This window comes from Streptomyces sp. NPDC048337, from assembly GCF_043201175.1.
In the GTDB taxonomy this organism is placed as follows: Bacteria; Actinomycetota; Actinomycetes; order Streptomycetales; family Streptomycetaceae; genus Streptomyces.
Window position 1 is genome coordinate 146,215 of record NZ_JBICYR010000013.1, and the last position, 19,711, is coordinate 165,925.

At 71.4% G+C, this 19,711-nt stretch carries 22 protein-coding genes and 1 pseudogene; 12 read left to right on the forward strand and 11 right to left on the reverse strand.

Annotated elements, in window-relative coordinates; genetic code table 11:
* Window positions 1-153 precede the first annotated feature (153 nt).
* From ACGFYU_RS21890 to ACGFYU_RS21900, 3 genes are all read left to right on the forward strand, one after another.
* Complete coding sequence (locus tag ACGFYU_RS21890) at window positions 154-387, forward strand: chaplin (protein ID WP_393828964.1); 234 nt, start codon at window positions 154-156, stop codon at window positions 385-387.
* 121 nt (window positions 388-508) lie between these two features.
* Window positions 509-1,729: a chaplin gene (locus ACGFYU_RS21895; protein ID WP_393828965.1), complete on the forward strand. Its 1,221-nt coding sequence runs from the start codon at window positions 509-511 to the stop codon at window positions 1,727-1,729.
* Window positions 1,730-1,924: 195 nt separating this feature from the next.
* A complete protein-coding gene (locus ACGFYU_RS21900) occupies window positions 1,925-2,275 on the forward strand; it encodes a hypothetical protein (RefSeq protein ID WP_393828966.1) in 351 nt (116 codons plus the stop codon).
* Window positions 2,276-2,360: 85 nt separating this feature from the next.
* On the opposite strand, the gene ACGFYU_RS21905 is transcribed toward ACGFYU_RS21900, so the two are convergent.
* Entirely contained in the window at window positions 2,361-2,600 is a 240-nt protein-coding gene (locus ACGFYU_RS21905; RefSeq protein WP_393828967.1) for a chaplin, read from the reverse strand.
* A gap of 144 nt (window positions 2,601-2,744) precedes the next feature.
* Complete coding sequence (locus ACGFYU_RS21910) at window positions 2,745-3,179, reverse strand: hypothetical protein (RefSeq protein WP_393828968.1); 435 nt, start codon at window positions 3,177-3,179, stop codon at window positions 2,745-2,747.
* A 268-nt stretch (window positions 3,180-3,447) separates the two neighbouring features.
* Between ACGFYU_RS21910 and ACGFYU_RS21915 the strand changes: the two genes are divergently transcribed.
* Complete coding sequence (locus ACGFYU_RS21915) at window positions 3,448-3,858, forward strand: rodlin (RefSeq protein ID WP_393828969.1); 411 nt, start codon at window positions 3,448-3,450, stop codon at window positions 3,856-3,858.
* Between the two features lie 90 nt (window positions 3,859-3,948).
* Here the strand turns inward: ACGFYU_RS21915 and ACGFYU_RS21920 are convergent, their stop codons facing one another.
* Window positions 3,949-4,590, reverse strand: coding sequence for a vitamin K epoxide reductase family protein (locus ACGFYU_RS21920; protein WP_393828970.1), 642 nt, complete (start codon window positions 4,588-4,590; stop codon window positions 3,949-3,951).
* A gap of 192 nt (window positions 4,591-4,782) precedes the next feature.
* Between ACGFYU_RS21920 and ACGFYU_RS21925 the strand changes: the two genes are divergently transcribed.
* The gene (locus ACGFYU_RS21925; RefSeq protein WP_393828971.1) at window positions 4,783-5,553 is read left to right on the forward strand and encodes a DUF6227 family protein; all 771 of its coding nucleotides are present in this window, start codon (window positions 4,783-4,785) and stop codon (window positions 5,551-5,553) included.
* 21 nt (window positions 5,554-5,574) lie between these two features.
* On the opposite strand, the gene pfkB is transcribed toward ACGFYU_RS21925, so the two are convergent.
* The 3 genes from pfkB to ACGFYU_RS21940 all read right to left on the reverse strand — a co-directional run bounded on the left by pfkB (window position 5,575) and on the right by ACGFYU_RS21940 (window position 8,968).
* Window positions 5,575-6,531: a 1-phosphofructokinase gene (pfkB, locus tag ACGFYU_RS21930; RefSeq protein WP_393828972.1), complete on the reverse strand. Its 957-nt coding sequence runs from the start codon at window positions 6,529-6,531 to the stop codon at window positions 5,575-5,577.
* Complete coding sequence (locus ACGFYU_RS21935) at window positions 6,528-7,286, reverse strand: DeoR/GlpR family DNA-binding transcription regulator (RefSeq protein WP_393828973.1); 759 nt, start codon at window positions 7,284-7,286, stop codon at window positions 6,528-6,530. Before ACGFYU_RS21935 ends, pfkB begins: the two co-directional genes overlap by 4 nt.
* A 134-nt stretch (window positions 7,287-7,420) precedes the next feature.
* Window positions 7,421-8,968 (reverse strand): MFS transporter, encoded by a 1,548-nt coding sequence (locus ACGFYU_RS21940; protein WP_393828974.1) that lies wholly within the window; start codon window positions 8,966-8,968, stop codon window positions 7,421-7,423.
* Between the two features lie 63 nt (window positions 8,969-9,031).
* On the opposite strand from ACGFYU_RS21940, the pseudogene ACGFYU_RS21945 reads away from it, so the two are divergent.
* A pseudogene (locus tag ACGFYU_RS21945) lies at window positions 9,032-10,015 on the forward strand (helix-turn-helix transcriptional regulator); the annotation flags it as partial.
* 130 nt (window positions 10,016-10,145) lie between these two features.
* Here ACGFYU_RS21945 and ACGFYU_RS21950 read toward each other — a convergent pair.
* The gene (locus ACGFYU_RS21950; protein ID WP_393828975.1) at window positions 10,146-11,123 is read right to left on the reverse strand and encodes an RNA polymerase sigma factor RpoD/SigA; all 978 of its coding nucleotides are present in this window, start codon (window positions 11,121-11,123) and stop codon (window positions 10,146-10,148) included.
* 195 nt (window positions 11,124-11,318) lie between these two features.
* Between ACGFYU_RS21950 and ACGFYU_RS21955 the strand changes: the two genes are divergently transcribed.
* Together ACGFYU_RS21955 and ACGFYU_RS21960 are read left to right on the forward strand one after the other, a co-directional pair.
* Window positions 11,319-11,849, forward strand: coding sequence for a GNAT family N-acetyltransferase (locus ACGFYU_RS21955; protein WP_393828976.1), 531 nt, complete (start codon window positions 11,319-11,321; stop codon window positions 11,847-11,849).
* Between the two features lie 103 nt (window positions 11,850-11,952).
* Window positions 11,953-12,597, forward strand: a complete 645-nt coding sequence (locus ACGFYU_RS21960) for a Uma2 family endonuclease (RefSeq protein ID WP_393828977.1) — start codon at window positions 11,953-11,955, stop codon at window positions 12,595-12,597.
* Here the strand turns inward: ACGFYU_RS21960 and ACGFYU_RS21965 are convergent.
* The 3 genes from ACGFYU_RS21965 to ACGFYU_RS21975 form a co-directional block, all read right to left on the reverse strand.
* A complete protein-coding gene (locus ACGFYU_RS21965) occupies window positions 12,594-13,367 on the reverse strand; it encodes a dioxygenase (protein WP_393828978.1) in 774 nt (257 codons plus the stop codon). The two genes, ACGFYU_RS21960 and ACGFYU_RS21965, sit on opposite strands and share 4 nt — an antisense overlap.
* A 107-nt stretch (window positions 13,368-13,474) precedes the next feature.
* Complete coding sequence (locus tag ACGFYU_RS21970; RefSeq protein WP_393828979.1) at window positions 13,475-15,025, reverse strand: MFS transporter; 1,551 nt, start codon at window positions 15,023-15,025, stop codon at window positions 13,475-13,477.
* Window positions 15,026-15,087: 62 nt separating this feature from the next.
* The gene (locus ACGFYU_RS21975; RefSeq protein ID WP_393828980.1) at window positions 15,088-15,795 is read right to left on the reverse strand and encodes a TetR/AcrR family transcriptional regulator; all 708 of its coding nucleotides are present in this window, start codon (window positions 15,793-15,795) and stop codon (window positions 15,088-15,090) included.
* Window positions 15,796-16,054: 259 nt separating this feature from the next.
* Here ACGFYU_RS21975 and ACGFYU_RS21980 point away from each other — a divergent pair, with 259 nt between their 5' ends.
* Complete coding sequence (locus tag ACGFYU_RS21980) at window positions 16,055-17,332, forward strand: M6 family metalloprotease domain-containing protein (protein WP_393828981.1); 1,278 nt, start codon at window positions 16,055-16,057, stop codon at window positions 17,330-17,332.
* A gap of 27 nt (window positions 17,333-17,359) precedes the next feature.
* On the opposite strand, the gene ACGFYU_RS21985 is transcribed toward ACGFYU_RS21980, so the two are convergent.
* Window positions 17,360-17,662 carry a hypothetical protein gene (locus ACGFYU_RS21985; protein WP_393828982.1) on the reverse strand — a complete coding sequence of 101 codons (303 nt, stop codon included), beginning with the start codon at window positions 17,660-17,662 and terminating at the stop codon, window positions 17,360-17,362.
* A gap of 94 nt (window positions 17,663-17,756) precedes the next feature.
* Here ACGFYU_RS21985 and ACGFYU_RS21990 point away from each other — a divergent pair, with 94 nt between their 5' ends.
* The 3 genes from ACGFYU_RS21990 to ACGFYU_RS22000 all read left to right on the forward strand — a co-directional run bounded on the left by ACGFYU_RS21990 (window position 17,757) and on the right by ACGFYU_RS22000 (window position 19,689).
* Window positions 17,757-18,167, forward strand: a complete 411-nt coding sequence (locus ACGFYU_RS21990) for a VOC family protein (RefSeq protein ID WP_393828983.1) — start codon at window positions 17,757-17,759, stop codon at window positions 18,165-18,167.
* Window positions 18,168-18,180: 13 nt separating this feature from the next.
* Window positions 18,181-18,330, forward strand: coding sequence for a hypothetical protein (locus ACGFYU_RS21995; RefSeq protein WP_393828984.1), 150 nt, complete (start codon window positions 18,181-18,183; stop codon window positions 18,328-18,330).
* A 120-nt stretch (window positions 18,331-18,450) separates the two neighbouring features.
* The gene (locus tag ACGFYU_RS22000) at window positions 18,451-19,689 is read left to right on the forward strand and encodes an aspartate kinase (RefSeq protein WP_393828985.1); all 1,239 of its coding nucleotides are present in this window, start codon (window positions 18,451-18,453) and stop codon (window positions 19,687-19,689) included.
* Window positions 19,690-19,711 lie beyond the last annotated feature (22 nt).

Sequence of the window (19,711 nt, forward strand, 5' to 3'; positions counted from 1 at the left end):
GCCCGACGCGAATCCGCCGGACACCCCCGGCAATTCACTCAGGCATTGGGGTGAATTACCGGCCGACCGCTGAAAATACGCGGTTTCTTTTCTCTGATCCGCTCGTTGTTATTTCTGCAGTGGATACGCCTCTGCGGGAAGGATTGAAATCAAATGATGTACAAGAAGGCAGTGGTGCTGGCCGCCGGCGCTCTGATGGTCGCCGGTGCCGCCGCCCCCGCCATGGCCGACGCCGAAGCCGTGGGCACGGCCGTCGAGTCCCCCGGCGTCGCTTCGGGCAACGTGATCCAGGTCCCGATCCACATCCCGATCAACGTCTGCGGCAACACCGTGAACATCATCGCGCTGCTGAACCCCGCGTTCGGCAACGTCTGCATCAACCACTGACGCAGCGCGTGCGCCCGCAAGGGCAAACCTCCTCGGGGTGGCCTCGGAGTGCACGGCGGTGCACTCCGAGGCCACCTTCGATTCAGCACCGGCGTCCGTGCCGGTAGACAGGGAAGGACCCATGCGACAGGTACTGAGCCGACAGGTACTGGGCAAGGGGATGCTCACGGCGGCGGCCGCGTCGAGTCTGCTGTCGATCGCGACCGGTGCGGCCTACGCACATCCCGGAGCGACGGCCGAGGCCTCGCATTCGCCGGGCGTGCTCGCGGGCAACAGCGTCTCGGTACCGGTGACCTTCGCCCCGAACGTATGCGGCAACAGTGTGGACGGCGGTGCCGCGCTCAACCCCGCGATGGGGAACACGTGCGTCACGCAGACCGGCTCGCACACCGACGACGGCTACGACTACGGGCGCTACCTCAGCCCCGAGAACGCCGAGGCCTTCGAGCGCTACCTCCAGGAGCGCGAGGGGCGTCACGGCAGGGTGCCGGAGCAGCGCCGGGAGGAGCCCCGCCACCAGGGCGGCTACGGCGGCCCCGACGAGGAGCGGCACGAGGAGCAGCCCCGGGAACAGCCCTGGGAGCAGCCGCAGGAGCAGCCCCGGGAGGAGCCGCGGCACCAGGGCGGTGGCGAGCACCAGGGCGGCTACGGCGGCCCCGGCGAGGAGCGGCAGGGCGAGGAGGAGTGCGACGACCACCCCGACTCCGCGCCGCCCCCGCCGGCCCATCACGCGCCCCCCGCGCCGGAACGGCCCCACCCGAAGCCGGTGCCCGTGGCGGAGCGTCCGGCCCCGCTGCCCGCCCCGGCCCCGGTCGAGGAGGCGCCCGCGCCGCCCGCGGAGGAGCAGCCCGCCCCCGCCCCGGTCGAGGAGGCACCGCAGCCGCTCCCCGCGCCGGTCGAGGAGGCACCCGTAACGCTCCCCGCACCGGCGCCCGTCCCGGCCCCGGTCGAGGAGGCACCGGTCACACTGCCGGCCCCGTCGCCCGCGCCGGGTCCGGAGGCTCACGCGCCCGCTCCCGTCGTGGACGAGGCTCCCGCGCCCCGGCCGCCGCACGGGAGCCAGCCCGTGGAACACCCGGCTCCGGCACCCGCCGACCAGCCCCCGGCCGCCCCCGCCGGTGACCTGCCCGTCCACCTGCCCCAGGCGCCTGCCCCCGCTCCGGCACCGGCACCGGCTCCCGCGCCCGTCCCGGCGCAGCAGCCGCAGGCCGCCGCGCCCGCGCACGTGAGCGCGCCCATGCTGGCCCAGACCGGTGCGGGCCAGCCCGCGGCCGCGGCGGCCCTCGCTTCCGCCCTGATCCTCGGCGGCGCGATCCTGTACCGGCGGTCGCGTATCGCCTGACCGGCATTACCGGTAATCAGAAGAAATATCGGCCGGAGAATCCCTTGTCGGATTCTCCGGCCGCTGTCATGAAGCCGTTCCGCACCGCACGCGCGAACGCGTTTCCGTAGCGGCGGGGAATCGTTAGCCAGGTCGAAAGCGGCGCGACGGTCGCCGCCGACGCCTCTGCCCACGGAAAGAAGAGGATTTCGAATAATGAAGCTCACGAAGGTCGCCGCTGTCGTCGCCGGATCCGTCGCCGCACTCGGCGCCTCGGCTTCCGCCTTCGCGGCGCAGGCCGCCCCGGCGATGCCCCCCATGAGCCTGACGAGCGGGGTGACGGAGACGCTGGACGCCGTCAACCCCGTCACCGAGTCCCTCCCGCAGACCGTGGGCAACGGGCTGGCCGAGCAGGGCGACCACGTCAACAAGGTCGTGGGCACGGTCCAGAAGGTCAACAAGGTCCGCAACGACGTCCCGGGCACGGTGCTCGGCCTCGCGAACGGCGCCACCCAGGCGTCCCCGGCTCTCGGCGGCGTGCATCTCAACGGCGGCGCCAACCACTGAGCCGGTCCCGCGCGGACGGACACGGAGAAGACTGTGGGCGCCACCGGCGAGGCCGGGGCGCCCACAGTCGGTTGTGCGACCGACGTCAGTCGTTGAAGCAGACGTTGCCGAACGCCGGGTTCAGCGCCGCGATGATGTTCACGGTGTTGCCGCACACGTTGACCGGGATGTGGATCGGGACCTGGACCACGTTGCCGGAGATGACACCGGGGGAACCCACGGCCGCAGCGTCGGCCGTCGAATCGGCGACGGCGGAGCCGGCGGCACCGGCCGCGGCGAGACCGGCGGTGGCCAGGACCAGGGCGGCCTTCTTGGCAGAGTTCATGGGAAGTGCACCTTCTGTTCGATGTTCTGCCCCGATCCGGGGCTCACATCGAGCGAAACGGTCCAGCCTCCCCGGCGACACGGGTTGGTCCGCGATCAGACCTGTTCAGCTCAATCGCCGTAACCGCGTTGCCACCCAACGCCGTTACGAATCGCCCCGCTCCGCCACCGGGAGGCCTGGGATCTCGATCTCCGGGATCTCGGGGATCTCCGGCACCAGTTCCACCGGCGCCGCCGGATCGGGCAGCGTCGGCGGCTCCAGCCCGGCGATCGGCGGGATCTCCACGCCCGGGATGTCCGGCAGCTCCACCCCCGGGATCTCCGGCAGCTTGATCTCGGGGATCTTGATCTCCGGGATCTTGATCTCCGGCAGGGTGATGCCCGGCGGCAGCAGGGCCTTGATCTGGTCGAGGATGCTCTTGACGAGGTCGTCGATGGGCCCGGCGGCCGCGGCCGCCTTCGAGGGCACCGCACGGGACGCGTCGTCGACGGCGCACGCGGGGGCCGCCGCGGCGGTCAGTATGACGGCGGCGAGGGCCGTGGGGACAAGCAGGCGGGCGCGGGACGGCTTCCGGTGCATGGGGGTTCCTTCGCGTGGGGACACACAAGCGGACCCGAGCGGTCCGCTCCCTACTCACCGTGCAGCACCCGGCACGGAGCGCAACAGGATCTTGAGCGACTGCGGGCTTCGTACGGGCTTCGCGCAGGCGTCCGGGGGCCGCTCACCCGGGCCGGGGAAAACCTCGTGCCCCGCAGGCCGTTTGAGTGAAGCAGCGGAACCAACCCCCCGATCGGACAGTTGACCAGGGCGCTCCATTGGCGGGCACTCGTGCGACAAAAGGATCAAGATGTTCAAGAAGCTCATGACCGCCGCTGCGGTCTCCGCCGTTGCGGTCGGCGCCGGCGCCGCTGCCGCCGCCCCGGCCATGGCCATCGGGAACGACCACGGCATCACCACCGTCAACGGCAACGGTTCCCAGCAGATCTACGGCAACCAGAAGACCCACGGCGCGATGAGCCCGCAGCTCTCCCTGGTCCAGGGCACCCTGAACAAGCCCTGCGTCGGTCTGCCGGCCAAGGTCCAGGCGCAGTCGCTGCTCGCCCTGGTCAACGTCGGTGTCCAGGACATCAACGTCCTGAGCAACCCGCAGGACCAGCAGTGCACCGAGAACTCCACCCAGGCCAAGGGCGACGAGGCCCTCTCGCACATCCTGGACAACATCCCGATCCTGTCGGGCAACTTCTCGAACGGCAGCTGACCTTCCGCTCTCCCGAGGGAACGAGGTGACGAGGGCCCCGGCGGCGTCCAGCCGCCGGGGCCCTCGCGTGCGCCGCGCCGTACCGCGCCGTCAGCCGGTCCAGAAGTCCCACCACCGGGTCAGGATCAGCATGCCGATCACCCCGATGTGCAGGGCGGGCGGCGCCCAGCCGAACTCGGTGAGGAATCCCCGCACCGGGCCGGGGGCGGGGAGGATGCCCGTACGGACGTTGTGCGCGGTGACCGCCCAGAACATCAGCAGGGTGGCCACCCAGGCCAGGCAGCACCACAGGCAGAGCGCGTTGATCTCGTAGAGCGACTGGACCATCAGCCAGCCGCAGAATCCGACGCCGAAGAGCGTTCCGGCGTGCAGACCCAGCCAGAACCAGCCGCGGTAGCGGGCACCGGCCAGCAGGCCCGCGCCGACGCACACCACGACACCGTACGAGACCAGCCCCAGCATGGGGTTGGGGAAGCCGAAGGCCTGCGCCTGCTCGCTCTGCATCACGCTGCCGCAGGAGACGACCGGGTTGAGACTGCAGGCGGGCTTGAAGTCCGGGTCCTCCAACAGGAGGAACTTGTCCAGGGTGATCACCCAGGAGGCCAGCAGCCCGGCCGCGCCGGTGAGGGCCAGCAGCCAGGCCAACCCCCGTGGTGCCGCTTCCCGTTCACCCTCGCGCCGACCGCCGGGCCGCCCCTGCTGGCGGGGGACGCCCACTGTATTCGTTGCCATGCGGCCCATAGTCCCGCGCTCCCCCACAGAGCATGCCTAACCATGCCCATCCATACGCAAGTTGACCTGAAGGGGTGGCGGGAACCCCTGATGCTTCCCGGACGTTTTACCGAACCCCGGACGTGATGTCAGAGCCAGGGGCTACGTTGAGCTTCCGCGAAGTGACAAGCTGCGACGGCCTGGAGATCCACCTTGAGCGATCCGTACGAGACAACCGAGGCGCACCTCGACCGACTCCTCGGCCGCGCCCTCAACTCCTTCGACCTGCCGGACAGGCTCGTCGAGCGCCTCGGCACGGCGCTCGCCCACAGCTCTTCGCTCTACACCACCCACCAGAGCCCGGCGACGGGGGTGTGGCGGGAGACCCACCAGCACACGTACCTGCTGGCCGACGGCGGCTCGGTGTCGCTGTGGGAGCTGGCGTACCGGCAGGAGGGCGACCGTACGATCCGCCACGAGGTCTTCGCGAGCAAGGCGGAGACCTGCCTGGCCGTGTCGCGGCTGTTCGGGGAGGCCCCGGCCGAGACCGCCCTGGATCCGGCACTGCAGTCGGGCGAGGAAGAGCACGAGCACGACGTGTCGGTGCTGAGCGCGCTGTTCGCGGCCTCCGCTCCGGCGCAGCGCCACCGGGAGTACGCGGTGGAGGAGTCCGCGGACCACGCCCGCCGGGTGCTGCGCCGCGCGGAGAACGCGGACCGGCCCGGCGAGCCGGTGGCGGCGCTGCTGCGGTCGGCGTACGCCCACCAGATCACCCAGGCGTTCGGACCCCGCCAGTGCCTGTCGGACGGGCGGGACGCCGGTTTCAGCCTGTACGAGCACGCCTTCGTCCTGCTGGACGGGAGCGAGCTCAGCCTGTGGGAGGTCGAGCACACGGCGACCCCGGACGGCCGGCACATGTGCGAGGTCTACGAAACCGAGGAATCCGCCCGCGAAGCGATGGAACTCCGCGCCCGGGTGCGGTGACCGCGGGCTCCTTCGCGCGTGTCAGAGCGTGGCGGGTTCGGACAGGGGGAGGTCCAGGGGAAGGTCCTCGGTGAGGTGGACCTCGGTCGGGTGCAGGTCCGAGGGGGTCGGCATGGCGCTGCCGGGGAGTTGGACCGCGGCCGCGCCGTGGGTCAGGGCCGAGGCGAGGGCGGTGGGGCCGGTGCCGCCGGCGATCAGGAAGCCGGCCAGGGTGGCGTCGCCCGCGCCGACGTTGCTGCGGACCCGCGCCGGGGGGACCGGCGCCGTACCGTAGTGGGTGCCTTCCGCGGAGACGAGGAGCTGGCCGTCCACGCCGAGGGAGGCCAGTACGGCGCCCGCGCCCAGGGAGCGCAGTTCCTCGGCCGCCTTGACGACGTCGCCGAGGGTGGACAGCGGCCGGCCCACCGCTTCGGCGAGTTCCCGGGCGTTGGGCTTGATGACGTCCGGGTGGGCGGGAAGCGCCGCCAGGAGGGCGGGGCCCGAGGTGTCCAGGGCGACGCGGGCACCGGCGGCGTGGGCGCGGGCCACGAGGTCGGCGTACCAGGCGGGGGCGAGGCCGCGCGGGAGGCTGCCGCAGCAGGCGATCCAGGCGGCGTCGCCGGAGCAGGTGCGGACGGTGTCCAGGAGGAGGGCGGATTCCTCGGGGGTGAGCTCCGGGCCGGGTGCGTTGATCTTGGTGAGGGTGCCGTCCGGTTCGGCGAGGGAGACGTTCGAGCGGGTCTGGCCGGCGATCGAGACGGCCGTGACGTCCACGCCCTGCGCTCCGAGGAGTTCGGCGAGCAGGGTGCCGGGGGCGCCGCCGAGCGGGAGGACCGCCGTCGTACGGACTCCCGCGGCGGCCACCGCGCGGGAGACGTTGACGCCCTTGCCCCCGGGGTCGACCCGGTCGCCGGTGGCGCGCAGTACCTCTCCTCGGGCCAGCGAGGGGACCTCGTAGGTCCGGTCGAGGGAGGGGTTGGGGGTGACGGTGAGGATCATACGAGCACGACTTCCGTACCGGCGGCCTCGATCGCCGCCTTGTGGGCGGGGGCGAGCCCCGCGTCCGTGATGAGCAGGTCGACGTCCGTGAGGGAGCCGAAGCGGGCGAAGTGTTCCTGGCCGCACTTCGCGGAGTCGGCGAGGAGGACGACGCGGCGGGCCGCCGCCATCGCGGCGCGTTTGACGGCCGCTTCGGCGAGGTCGGGGGTGGTCAGGCCGCCGTCGGCCGTGAAGCCGTTCGTCGCGAGGAAGAGGACGTCGGCGCGGATCTCGGCGTAGGCGCGCAGGGCCCACGCGTCGACGGCGGCGCGGGTGCGGTGGCGGACGCGGCCGCCGACGAGGTGGAGGTCGATGCCGGTGTGGTCGGCGAGCCGGGCGGCGACGGGCAGCGCGTGGGTGACGACGGTGAGCGCGATGTCGACGGGGATCGCGGCCGCGAGGCGGGCGACCGTGCTGCCGGCGTCGAGGACGACGCTGCCGCCGTCGGGGAGTTCGGCCAGCGCGGCGGCGGCGATGCGGTCCTTCTCATCGGCGGCGGTGAGTCGCGCGCCTGAGTCCGGCTCGAAGTCGAGGCGGCCGGCCGGTATGGCCCCGCCGTGCACCCGGCGGACCAGGCCGGCGCGGTCGAGGGCCTTGAGGTCGCGGCGTACGGTCTCGGCGGTGACCTGGAAGCGGTCGGCGAGGGAGAGCACGTCGACCCGGCCCGCCTCACGGGCGAGGCGGAGGATCTCCTGCTGGCGCTCCGGTCCGTACATGTGGGTTTACATCCGTTCGATGCCCGACTCTGTTGCTTTCCCCTACCGTACGCTCGAATCGGTAACAAAACAAAAGGAAACGGACATGCCCGCCACCAAGGGCGGGCATGTCCGTGAAGGGGGACCGAGGAACCTCAGGCCACCGGGACCTTCTCGGCGGTGGTGCCGGCGTGCTCGGAGCCGCCCTCGCGCTGCTCCATCGGGATGGACTTGCGCGGCAGCATGAACATCACCGTGAAGATCACGACCAGGACGGCCACGACCCACCACAGCGCACCGCGGAAGGCCTCGACGTACGGCGGCCCGAGGACCATGTCGTCGTCGATCAGCCCGAAGAAGACGACTGAGGTCAGGGCGAGGCCCAGCGCGTTGCCCATCTGGCCCGTGGTGTTGATCAGGCCGGAGGCGGATCCGGCGTCCCGGCGCGGCACCTCGGACAGCGTCGTGTCGTTGAGCGGGGCCACGATCAGGCCCATGCCGATGCCCATGAGGATCAGCGGGGCCGCCATCTGCCAGGAAGCGATCTCCATGCCGTAGCGCTCGGACTCCCAGATGTAGAGGAGCAGGCCCGCCGCCATGACGAGGGCGCCCGCCTGGAGCACCTTGCGGCCGAAGCGCGGGACGAGCTTCTGGACGGACATGCCCGCGGCGGCCGAGACGGCGAGGGAGAAGGGGATGCCCGTGAGGCCGGCGTGCAGGGCGCTCCAGCCGAGGCCCAACTGCATGTACAGCGTCCAGACCAGGAAGAAGATGCCGGTCGCGATGCCGAAGGTCAGCTGGACGGTGACACCGCCGGCGAAGCTCTTGATCTTGAAGAGGGAGAGCTCGACGAGCGGGGAGCCGTCCTTCTTGATCTTGTGCTTCTCGTACGCGACGAAGGCGGCGAAGACGAACGGCACGGCGCCCATGGACACGAAGCCCCACAGCGGCCAGTCGTTCTCCCGGCCGTGGGTCAGCGGGAAGATCAGCATGACCAGGCCCAGGGTGGCGAGGACGACGCCGACCAGGTCGAGGCGCAAGGCCTGGGGGGCCTTGGACTCGGTGATGAACTTGCGGCCCAGGATCACGCCCGCGATACCGACGGGCAGGTTGATCAGGAAGATCGGGCGCCATTCGAGACCGAAGAGGTTCCACTCGGTGAGCAGCGCGCCGAGCATCGGGCCGGAGACGGCGCCGAGGCCGACGATCGCGCCGAACATGCCGAAGACCTTGCCCTTCTCGTGCGGCGGGAAGGTCACGTGAATGATCGCCAGCACCTGCGGGACCATCATGGCCGCCATACCGCCCTGGAGGATGCGGGAGGCGACGAGCATGGAGGGGTTGGCCGCGATGCCGCAGAGCAGCGAGGCGGCGGTGAAGCCGGCGACGCCGACGAGGAAGAGGCGCTTGCGGCCGTAGATGTCACCGAGACGACCGCCCGTGATGAGGCCGGCGGCGAAGGCGAGGGCGTAGCCGGCGGTGATCCACTGGACCGCGCTGGTGGACGCGCCGAAGTTCTCCCGCATGCTGGGTATCGCGATGTTGACGATCGTGACGTCGACCAGGTCCATGAAGGCCGCGGTCATCACGATGGCGAGCGCCAGCCAGCGGCGGCGGTCGGCCGGCGGTGTCGGCGCCGCCGGTTCTTCTCGTACGGGCCCGTTCTCTCTTTCGGGCGATGTCTTGGACGTCTCGGTGCTCATGGAGAGAAACCTAGACGGGATGTAGGTCAGTAGGTGTCCTATTTCGCTGGCAACCTGGGTCACATGACAGACACCCCGGCACGGCTCCTGTCCCTGCTGTCCCTCCTCCAGACCCCGCGCGAATGGCCCGGGAGCGAGCTGGCGGAGCGGCTGAGGGTGAGTTCGCGGACCATCAGACGGGACATCGAACGGCTGCGGGACCTCGGGTACCCGGTGGAGTCCACGCTGGGCGCGGAGGGCGGATACCGGCTGGTGGCGGGGGCGGCGATGCCGCCGCTGCTGCTGGACGACGAGGAGGCGGTGGCGATCGCGGTGGGGCTGCGGGCGGGTGCCGGGCACGCGGTCGAGGGGGTCGAGGAGGCCTCCGTACGGGCCCTGGCCAAGCTGGAGCAGGTGCTTCCGTCGCGGCTGCGGCACCGGGTGAGCGCGCTGCAGTCGGCGACGAGCGCGCTGACGCGGGGGGACGGGGCGAGCGTGGATCCGCGGACGCTGACGACGATGGCGTCGGCGGTGGCGGGGCCGGAGCGGCTGCGGTTCGCCTACCGGGCGCGGGACGGGGTGCGGTCGCGGCGGCTGGTGGAGCCGTACCGGCTGGTGAGCACGGGGAGCCGGTGGTACCTGGTGGCCTACGACCTGGAACGGGAGGACTGGCGGACCTTCCGGGTGGACCGGGTGGGCGAGGCGTTCGCGACGGGGGCGCGGTTCGCTCCGCGGGAGCTGCCGATGGATCCGGTCGCGTTCGTGCGGCGGGGGCTGCGGGGCGCGGAAACGTACGCGGTGGAGGTGAGCTTCGCGGCGGAGCCGGGGGAACTGCCGGCGTGGCTGCGGGACGCTGTGGTTCCGGGGCCGGATGCGGGTGCGGGTGCGGGGCCGAGTGCGGGTGCGGGGCTGGGGCCGGGTGGCGGCGCCCTGGTCCGCTTCGAGACCGGGGACGCCCCGGAGTGGCTGGCGGCCCGCCTCGCCCTGTCGGGCCACCCCTTCACGGTCCACGCCCCACCCGCCCTCGCGGCGGCGGCCCACGCCCTCGGCTCCCGCCTGACGGCGGCCTGACCGCCCGGGCCGCGGCCCGGCGGGGCCGCGTTCGGGGTAGGGGGGAGCCCCGGCGCCTGGGGGGGGATAGGCACCGGGGCTCGTCTGGGGGGCCGGGGGCTGGGCCCGGGGGAGGTTGCCGGCCGCGCTAGGCCACGGCGTCGAAGCCCGTGTCGCGGGCCATCCGCTTCAGTTCCAGGAGCGCGTGCTTCTCGATCTGCCGGATCCGCTCCCGCGTCAGCCCGTGCTGCTTGCCGACCTCCGTCAGGGTCCGCTCGCGGCCGTCGTCGATCCCGTACCGCATCTTGATGATCGACGCCGTGCGCTGGTCGAGCTTCCCGAGCAGGTCCTCCAGCTCCTCGCTGCGCAGCAGGGAGAGGACCGACTGCTCCGGGGAGATCGCGGAGGTGTCCTCCAGGAGGTCGCCGAACTGCGTGTCGCCGTCGTCGTCCACCGACATGTTCAGGCTGACCGGGTCGCGCGCCCAGTCCAGTACGTCGCCCACCCGCTTCTCCGTGGTGTCCAGCTCGGCGGCGATCTCGGCGTGCTCCGGGTCGCGGCCGTTCTCGCGGTTGAACTCGCGCTGGACGCGGCGGATCCGGCCGAGCTCCTCGACCAGGTGGACGGGGAGGCGGATGGTGCGGGACTGGTCCGCGATGGAGCGGGTGATCGCCTGGCGGATCCACCACGTCGCGTACGTGGAGAACTTGAAGCCCTTGGTGTAGTCGAACTTCTCGACCGCGCGGACCAGGCCGGCGTTGCCCTCCTGGATCAGGTCGAGGAGGGGCAGCCCGCTGCGCGGGTAGCGTCGGGCGACGGCCACCACGAGGCGGAGGTTGGAGCGGATGAAGACTTCCTTGGCGCGCTCGCCTTCGGCGGCCAGCGCCTCCAGCTCCGCGTGGGAGGGGGTCTTGCCGGACCGCTCCACCTCCCCGTCGAGGATCTGCTGGGCGTAGACGCCCGCCTCGATGATCTGGGAGAGCTCCACTTCCTTCGCGGCGTCGAGCAGCGGGGTGCGCGCGATCTCGTCCAGGTACATGCCGACCAGGTCTCGGTCTGCGATCTCCCCGCCCGCAGCGCGGGCGCTGCTCGTGGACTGACGACGGGCGACGGCGCGGGTTGCCATGCGTGCTCCCTTGCGATGTTTTCGGTCGCGGTGCGGCTGCCGGACGCCACCGATGGTGCGGTGGGGCGTCCCCGGACACTCTCCCGAGTGCCCGCATCCGAAGGAAACAACGACTGGAATCAGGACAGAATTCCCACGTTGCTCCCTCTTTTTCGAGATCTTGCAGTATCCTGCCCCGCCACAAGAGGGGACACGATGCCGACGGAACCCGAAGAGGTGCAGGTCAGGCCCGGCACGGAGGCCGACCTTCCGGCCCTCACCGACGTGTACAACCACTACGTCCGTGAGACCGCCGTCACATTCGACACGGCCGTCTACACCCCGGAACAGCGCCGCCCGTGGCTGCACTCCCACCCTGAAGACGGCCCCCACCGCCTTCTGGTTGCCTGGACCGGCCAGCGAATCGCTGGATACACGACAAGCAGCGCATTCCGCCCGAAACCGGCCTACGCGAGCTCGGTCGAGGTGAGCGTCTACCTCGCCCCGCACGCGGTGGGCCGGGGTATCGGGACCGTGCTCTACGACGCCCTCTTCACTGCGCTGGCCGAGGAGTCGGTCCACCGCGCCTTCGCCGGGATCGCCCTCCCGAACGAGGCCTCGGTCCGCCTGCACGAGCGCTTCGGCTTCCGCCGGATCGGAGAGTTCACGGAGGCGGGCTGGAAGTTCGGCCGCTACTGGGACGTGCGCTGGTACGAGAAACGGCTGGGCGGCCACCCGTCCGGGTGAGGGTCTGGCATATCCCTGCGGCACGTGACCGCACCTGCCTAGCGTCAGAGGGTCGCTTGTGCCGCCCGGTCGGCGACGCCCACACTTAGAGGAGGTGCTGCACATGACCGCTCTCGCCCACGAGACGCTGGAGGCCGTAATGCCGAAGGTCGCGACTCCCCCGTCGGACCTGGACGACGTCCTGTGGCAGGCATGGAAAGCCATGGAACTCCCCGAGGGCTACCACGCCGAGATCGTCGAGGGATTCATCGAGGTGTCACCCACGGGTCGCTTGTCACACGGCCAGATCACCAATCGCCTGCGCCGCTCCTTGGACAAATTCCTGGACCGGAGCGAGTTCGCGGCGCTCCAGGACATGAACGTCGTCCACGCTCGAAAAGCCTGGATCCCCGACGTCCTCGTCGCGCCCGAGGACCTGGAGCAGCACGGCACCGAAGACGGGATCGGCGTCAAGGCCTCGGCCGTCCAGCTGATCGTTGAGGTCGTCTCCCCCGGCAGCGACAACATCACGCGCGACCGGACCCGCAAGCGGCGGGCCTACGCCCGTGCCGGGATCCCCGTATACGTCCTGATCGACGACTACGACGAGCGCGGAGTCGTGACCGTGCTGACCGCCCCGGACCCGGACAGGGCCGTCTATGACGACGAGGACCGGGTGGCCTACGGCACCACGGCCACCATCCCCGAAGGGCCTGCCAAAGGGTTCACCATCGGCGAGGACATCACCGGGCCCGCACGCATGGGTTAGCCGAACTGGAGGGAGCGCTTCGAGAGGCCGCCCCAGAAGCCTTCGATCGTGTCGCGGCGGGCGGTGAGGTCGCCGGCGGCTTCCGCCGCGCCGAGGGTGACGAAGAGGGGGGCGAAGTGTTCCGTGCGGGGGTGGGCCAGGCGGCCCGACGGGGACTTGACCTCGAAGTCGAGCAGGGAGTCGAGGTCGCCGGCGGCCAGGGCCTCGTGGCCCCAGGCGTCGAACTCCGCCGACCAGGCGGGCACGCCCGTGTGCCGCAGGGCGGCGAGGTTGTGGGTGAAGAAGCCGCTGCCGACGATCAGGACCCCCTCGTCGCGCAGGGGCGCCAGCTTGCGGCCGATGTCCATCAGGCGGCGCGGGTCCAGCGTGGGCATGGAGATCTGGAGGACCGGTATGTCGGCCTCCGGGTACATCTCGACGAGGGGGACGTACGCGCCGTGGTCGAGGCCGCGGTCCGGGATGTCCTGGACCGGGGTGCCGGGGGCCTGGAGGAGTTTGCGGACCGAGGCGGCGAGCCGCGGGGCGCCGGGGGCCTCGTAGCGGACCTGGTAGTAGTGCTCGGGGAAGCCCCAGAAGTCGTAGACGAGCGGGACCTGTTCGGTGGCGCCGAGGGCGAGCGGGGCCTCCTCCCAGTGGGCGGAGACCATCAGGATCGCGGTCGGGCGCGGGAGCTTCGCGGACCAGGCGGCCAGTTCGCCCGGCCAGATCGGGTCGTCCGCGAGCGGCGGGGCTCCGTGGCTGAGGTAGAGCGCCGGCATTCGGGTGGTCATGGGGGGCTCCTCGGTCGTCGGTGCGGGGCCGCACGAAAAGACTAACCCCGCTTGGTTCAAATTTGAACCAAGCGGGGTCTTCAGTCATTCCCGTACGGGCGCCCCCGTCAGTGGGCGATCACCGGGACCTTGACCTCGGCGTCCTTGCCGACACCGGAGCCGGAGCCCGAGCCGGAGGCCACCGGGCCGCCCGCGCCCGGCCGGCCGGTGTTGATCAGGGTCAGCGCGATGGTCGCGCTCGTGAGCAGGATGCCGACGGCCCACCAGATGGCGGTGGAGTAGCCCTCGACCATGGCCTGCGCCTGCACCAGCCTGGCCGCCGCACCGCCGCCGGCGGCCTCGGCCGCGTGGTCGGTCAGGTACGCGGTGGTCGCCGAGGCGGCGATGGTGTTCAGCAGCGCGGTGCCGATGGCGCCGCCGACCTGCTGCGAGGTGTTGACCATGGCGGAGGCCACACCGGCGTCGGCCGGGTTCACCCCGTGCGTGGCCAGGGACATCGCCGGCATGAACGCCGTACCCATGCCGAGGCCGAGCAGCAGCTGCGCGGGCAGGATCAGCGCCGGGTACGAGGACCCGACCTCCAGCTGGGTCAGCAGCAGCATGCCGGTGGCGGCGGTCAGGAAGCCCGGGCCCATCAGCAGGCGGGGCGGCACCCGGGTCATCAGGCGGGCGCCGATCTGGGTGGAGCCCGTGATCATGCCCGCGATCATCGGCAGGAAGGCGAAGCCGGTCTTGACGGGCGAGAAGCCCTTCACGACCTGGAGGTAGTAGGTGAGGAAGAGGAACAGGCCGAACATCGCGATGACGGCCAGGCCGAGCGAGAGGTAGACACCGCCGCGGTTGCGCTCCAGCAGGACGCGCAGGGGCAGCAGCGGGGACTTGACCCGGGACTCGGTGAGCACGAAGCCCAGCAGCAGGACCCCTGCGACGACGAACATCGAGACGGTCACGCCGTCCGACCAGCCGGCCGACTCGGCGCGCGTGAACCCGTACACCAGCGAGACGAGACCGAGCGTGGACAGGACCACGCCGGGGATGTCCAGCGGCGCGCGGTTGCGGGAGCCGGCGGGCTCGCGGATGACGAGCCAGGCGCCCACGGCCGCGATGATCGCGAAGGGGATGTTGACGAAGAAGGTCCAGCGCCAGTTGAGGTACTCGGTGAGGAAGCCGCCGAGGATCAGGCCGACGGCGCCGCCGCCGCCCGCGATCGCACCGTAGATGCCGAAGGCCTTGGCGCGCTCCTTGGCGTCGGTGAACATGACGGCGAGCAGGGAGAGGGCCGCCGGCGCGAGCAGCGCGCCGAAGGCGCCCTGGAGGGCGCGGGCGCCCAGCATCATGGCCTCGCCGTTGGCGGCGCCGCCCAGCGCGGAGGCCAGGGCGAAGCCGGTCAGGCCGACGATGAAGGCGTTCTTACGGCCCCACTTGTCGGCGATGCGGCCGCCGAAGAGGAGCAGTCCGCCGAAGGCCAGCGCGTACGCGGTGATGACCCACTGGCGGTTGCCGTCGGAGATGCCGAGGTCGGTCTGGGCGGAGGGGAGGGCGATGTTCACGATGGTCGCGTCGAGGACGACCATCAGCTGGGCCAGGGCTATGAAGACGAGTGCCTTCCAGCGGCTGGGGTCGGCAGCCTGCGGGGGTGTCGCGGCTGTTTTCGGCATGGGGGTACCCACTTCACTGTGCGGAATGACTGAAAAAGGCTAGTTCGGGAGGCTTGGGTGCGTCACATGGTTTTCTGCCTCAGGTCGTCCAGCGTGGCGGCCGAACCGGACAGCTCGGAGCGGGCCGGGGCCCGCAACCCGTCGAGGAACAGCTGGAGATGGCGGTGGGCGAAGCGGTCCGCGTCGAGGCAGGCGCTGCCGGGGAGGGGGCGGCTGAGCTGGGCCATGGCGAGCGTCAGGTCGCCGGCGCCGATGTCCGTACGGACCAGCCCGGCCTCCTGGCCGGCGGCCAGCAGGGTCTCGACGGCCCCTTCCAACGCGGTGCGTGCCGCGAGGAGTTCTGGGTGGTCGCGGTCGAAGTCGTCGGCGAGCATGGGGCACAGGGCGCCGACCCGCTCGTCGGCGGCGGTGTGCGCGAAGCGGCACAGCGCCGCGAAGGCGTCCGGTTCCTCGGCGAGGGAGGCCTCGGCCAGGGAAGCGACCCTGCCCATGACGAAGAGGACGACCTCGCGGATGAGGGTGGGGCGGTCGGGGAAGTGCCGGTAGAGGGTGGCATTGCCGATGCCCGCCCGGCGGGCGATCTCGTCGAAGGGGGCCCCGGAGCCGAACTCGACGAGCATCTCGCGGGCGGCGGCCAGGATCCGCTCGCGGTTGCGGACGGCGTCGGCGCGGGGGCGGGGGACCGCCTTGGAGCCGGCCGGCCGCGCCAGGTCCACGGCCGCGTCCGGGACGGGGAGGGCCGTCGGGGCGGTGGCGGTGGGGCGCTTCATTGCGGGGCCTTCCTGACGCGGTGACGAGATGGGCGAGGGGTGCGACCCCGCCAAACGGGGAGCCGGTCCCCACTTCGTGGGACTCACGTACAAACGGGGAACGGATCCCCGGTTATTTCACTCGCCCGTGTGACCTGAGTCACAAGAGGATGCACGTTCGGCCTCTCCCGACGCGCGGGCGTGTCGCAGCCGTCGGAGGGTGATCGAACGGAGCGCAGACCGGACAGGGCCGGCTGCCGCGGACCCGAAGGCGATCTCCATGCCGCAGACCCGCCACCGGATACGCACATCACGCCGCACCAGCGCGTACATCGGCCTGACCGCGCTGGCCATCGGCGTCACCGCGACCGCGAGCACGGGGATGTCGGGCGGCACCCGCTCGGCGGCCGGGCCCGTGGCCACGACCGCCGAATCCGCTCTCGCGCCGTGCCGGATCGCCGGCACGATGGGCGTGCAGATGTCCGAGGGCCTGCCCACCCCGCCCGGGTACTCCCGGTCGACCGGCGAGGTCCGGGCCCTGAACCTGATGATCGACTTCCCCGACGCCAAGGGCGAGGGCACGGCGCTCGACCGGCTGGCGGAGTTCTTCCCCAAGACCTCCGAGTGGTTCCGCACCAGCTCCTACGGCCGGCTCAGCTACCGGGCCGAGGCGCCGATAAGGACCTGGCTGCGCATGCCGATGCCGTTCGCGGCGTACGGGATCGAGCGCGGGTCCGCGTACGAGCCGGGCTACCGGCAGCTCGTCGAGCACATCGCGAAAGCCGCCGACGACGAGGTGGACTTCAGCAAGTACGACCTGATCAACATCCTGGTGACCCCGAACGCCGGCCCGTCCGCCCTGGACGCGGTCCTGTCCGTGACCTTCTCGGGCAACGGCGAGGCGCCGGTGGCCGACGGGGTGCCGCTCGCCAACACCTCCTTCGTCTACAGCCGCCAGGACGACGGCTCGGGCACCTACCGGGAGACCGGCTACCGGGTGCTCCCCCACGAGAACGGGCACGTCTTCGGCCTGCCGGACCTGTACACCTCCGACGGCGGGGGCACGGTCGGGCACTGGGACATCATGAGCGAGGACTGGGGCGCCAACAACGACCTGCTGGGCTGGCACAAGTGGAAGCTGGGCTGGCTGGACGGGGCGCAGATCAGCTGCGCGTCGAAGTCGGGCGCCAGCGACCACGTGCTGTCGCCGCTGGCGGTGGCGGGCGGCACGAAGCTGGCCTTCGTACCGCTGTCGGAGAGCGCCGGGTACGCGGTGGAGGTGCGGACGCGGGCCGGGAACGACGAGGCCGTCTGCAAGCCGGGCGTCCTCATCTACAAGGTGGACTCGGACGTGGACACGGGGCGCGGACCGGTGACGGTGTCGGACAGCGCGGGTGCGAGCGGCGGCTGTACGAGGCGGCCCAATGTGCACGCGGAACTTTCGGACGCGCCGTTCCGGCCGGGCGAGAAGTTCACCGACGAGAAGGCGGGCATCAGCATCTCGGTGGTGGGTGAACTGCGCAACGGCAGCTACCAGGTGCGGATCATCAGGCCGTAGCGCTCCGCCGGGCCGGGGCGGTCCGCTTCAGCGGCTCGGCCGCGGCGGACGTTGGGCCAGGGCGGTCAGGGCCATGGCGAGCAGGAGGACGACCGTGCCCGGCATGGTGACGACCGGGCGGTAGGAGGGGTCGACGGCCAGGAGGCCGACCAGCTGGACGCCGAGTCCCGCGGCGATCAGCAGCTGCGCCCAGCCGAACAGCTTCGGCCGGACGATGTGCCGGCGCTGCCAGGGCGGCATCCAGCCCCGGCTGAGCGTCGCGGCCCCGGAGACGGCGAGCAGCACCGCCACCGCACCCACGGGTACGGCGACGTAGAGGCCAAGTTCCATGAAGGCCCTCCCCTTTCACGTGGACGCGATGATGCCACGCAGGGATCACGTTTCGAGAAGCGGCGGCGGCCGAACCGCGGTTAGCGTGACGGACATGGACATCGGCATTCACACCACCTCCCTCCCGCACACCGACCCGGAGGCCTCCCTGGCCTTCTACCGCGACATCCTCGGCTTCGAGGTCCGCAGCGACGTAGGACAGGGCGCGATGCGCTGGATCACCGTCGGCCCCGTCGGCCGGCCGGACACGTCGATCCTGCTCGCGCCCCCGGCCGCCGACCCCGGCATCACCGAGGACGAGCGCCGCACCATCCTCGAAATGATGGCCAAGGGCACCTACGGCTGGATCCTGCTGGCCACGCGCGACCTCGACGACACCTTCGAGAAGGTGCGGGCCGCCGACGCCGAGGTCGTCCAGGAGCCGACGGAGCAGCCGTACGGCGTCCGCGACTGCGCGTTCCGCGATCCCGCGGGCAACCTGATCCGCATCCAAGAGCTCCGCTGAGAGGAGTCCCCCGATGTGTCGTCCCGCATGGGGACAGGCGCTGGCCGCCGCGCAGCGCCGGAAAGACCTCGAAGCACGAGACGAGGACGCGCGGCCCCCGAACGACGAGACGCCCGCCGACGAAGCCCGGATCGGCGACCTCATCGGGACGGCCGCGAGCTGACCCAGCCGCGTGGCGCGTTCACCCGTCGCCATCCCGCGAACGGGTGATGTCTCGCCCTCTCGCCGCAAGGCAGGCTCCCCACTGACCGGAGCACGCTACCGAGCGGGGGATGAGCCAGCCTTGGACATCTTGGTACAGAAGTACGGGGGGAGCTCGCTCTCCCAGACGGAAAGACTGCGCAGGGTGTCCGAGCGGGTGGCGGCGAGCCACCGCGCCGGCCGGCGCACCGTGGTCGTGGTGTCGGCCCGCGGGGACACCACGGACGAGCTGCTGGACCTGGTCGAGGAGGTCGGCGGGCGGCACGCGGCACGGCGCGCGCCCCGGGAGATCGACCAGCTGCTGGCCACGGGCGAGTACGCCTCCGCGGCACTGCTCGCTCTGGCGCTGGAGCGGCTGGGCGTACCGGCCGTCTCGCTCACCGGGGCGCAGGCCGGCATCCGGGTGGTCGGCCGGCACGGGGAAGGTGTGATCGACTCGATCGACACGGCGCGCGTCAGGCGTTGTCTCGACGAGGAGCTGGTGGTCGTCGTCGGAGGCTTCCAAGGGCTCAACGACGCCGGTGACGTGGTCACCCTGGGCCGTGGCGGATCCGACACCACGGCCGTCGCCCTCGCGGCGGCCCTCGATGCCGGGAGCTGTGAGATCTACACGGACGTGGACGGCGTGTACACGGCCGACCCGCGGCTGGTCGAGTCGGCCCGGAAGATCCCGCGCGTGGCCGCGGACGTCATGGTGGAGATGGCCTTCTCGGGAGCGAAGGTCCTGCACTCCAGGTCGGCGGAGCTGGCCGCGGCCAAGGGCGTCGAACTGCACGTCAGAAGCTCATTGGTCGACCGGGAGGGAACCGTGGTTGGCGGGGGCGACATGAGTCCGCTGGAGACCGGGAGCGCGATCAGCGCCATCACGTCGGACACGGATGTCGCGCGGATCCTCGTGCACTGCAAGGGCCGGAGCGACCCGGCGTCCGAGATCCTGGCCCTTCTCGCCGGGAACGCGGTGCCGGCCGATCTCGTGGCCCGCTCCGGCCCGCAGGAGGAGGAGTTCCGGATGGGCTTCACCGTGCGCCACAGTGATGTCGCCCGGATCGAGGAGCCGCTGGAGTCCGCCGTGGCCCCCTTCGACGGCGGCATCTCGGTGGACACCGAGGTCGCCAAGGTGTCGCTGATCGGCATGGGGCTGCTGAACCGTCCGGAGTACCTGGCCCGCCTGACGACGGTGCTCTCCGGGGCGGGGATCGGCACCAGCTGGATCGCCGGCTCCCAGCTGCGCGTCTCGGTGATCGTGCCCAGGCACGAACACGTGCGGGCCCTGCGGCTGCTGCACGCGGAGTTCGGGCTCGGTGCGGACGTCCTCGTGTGACGACCGAGGACGCGACGGCGCG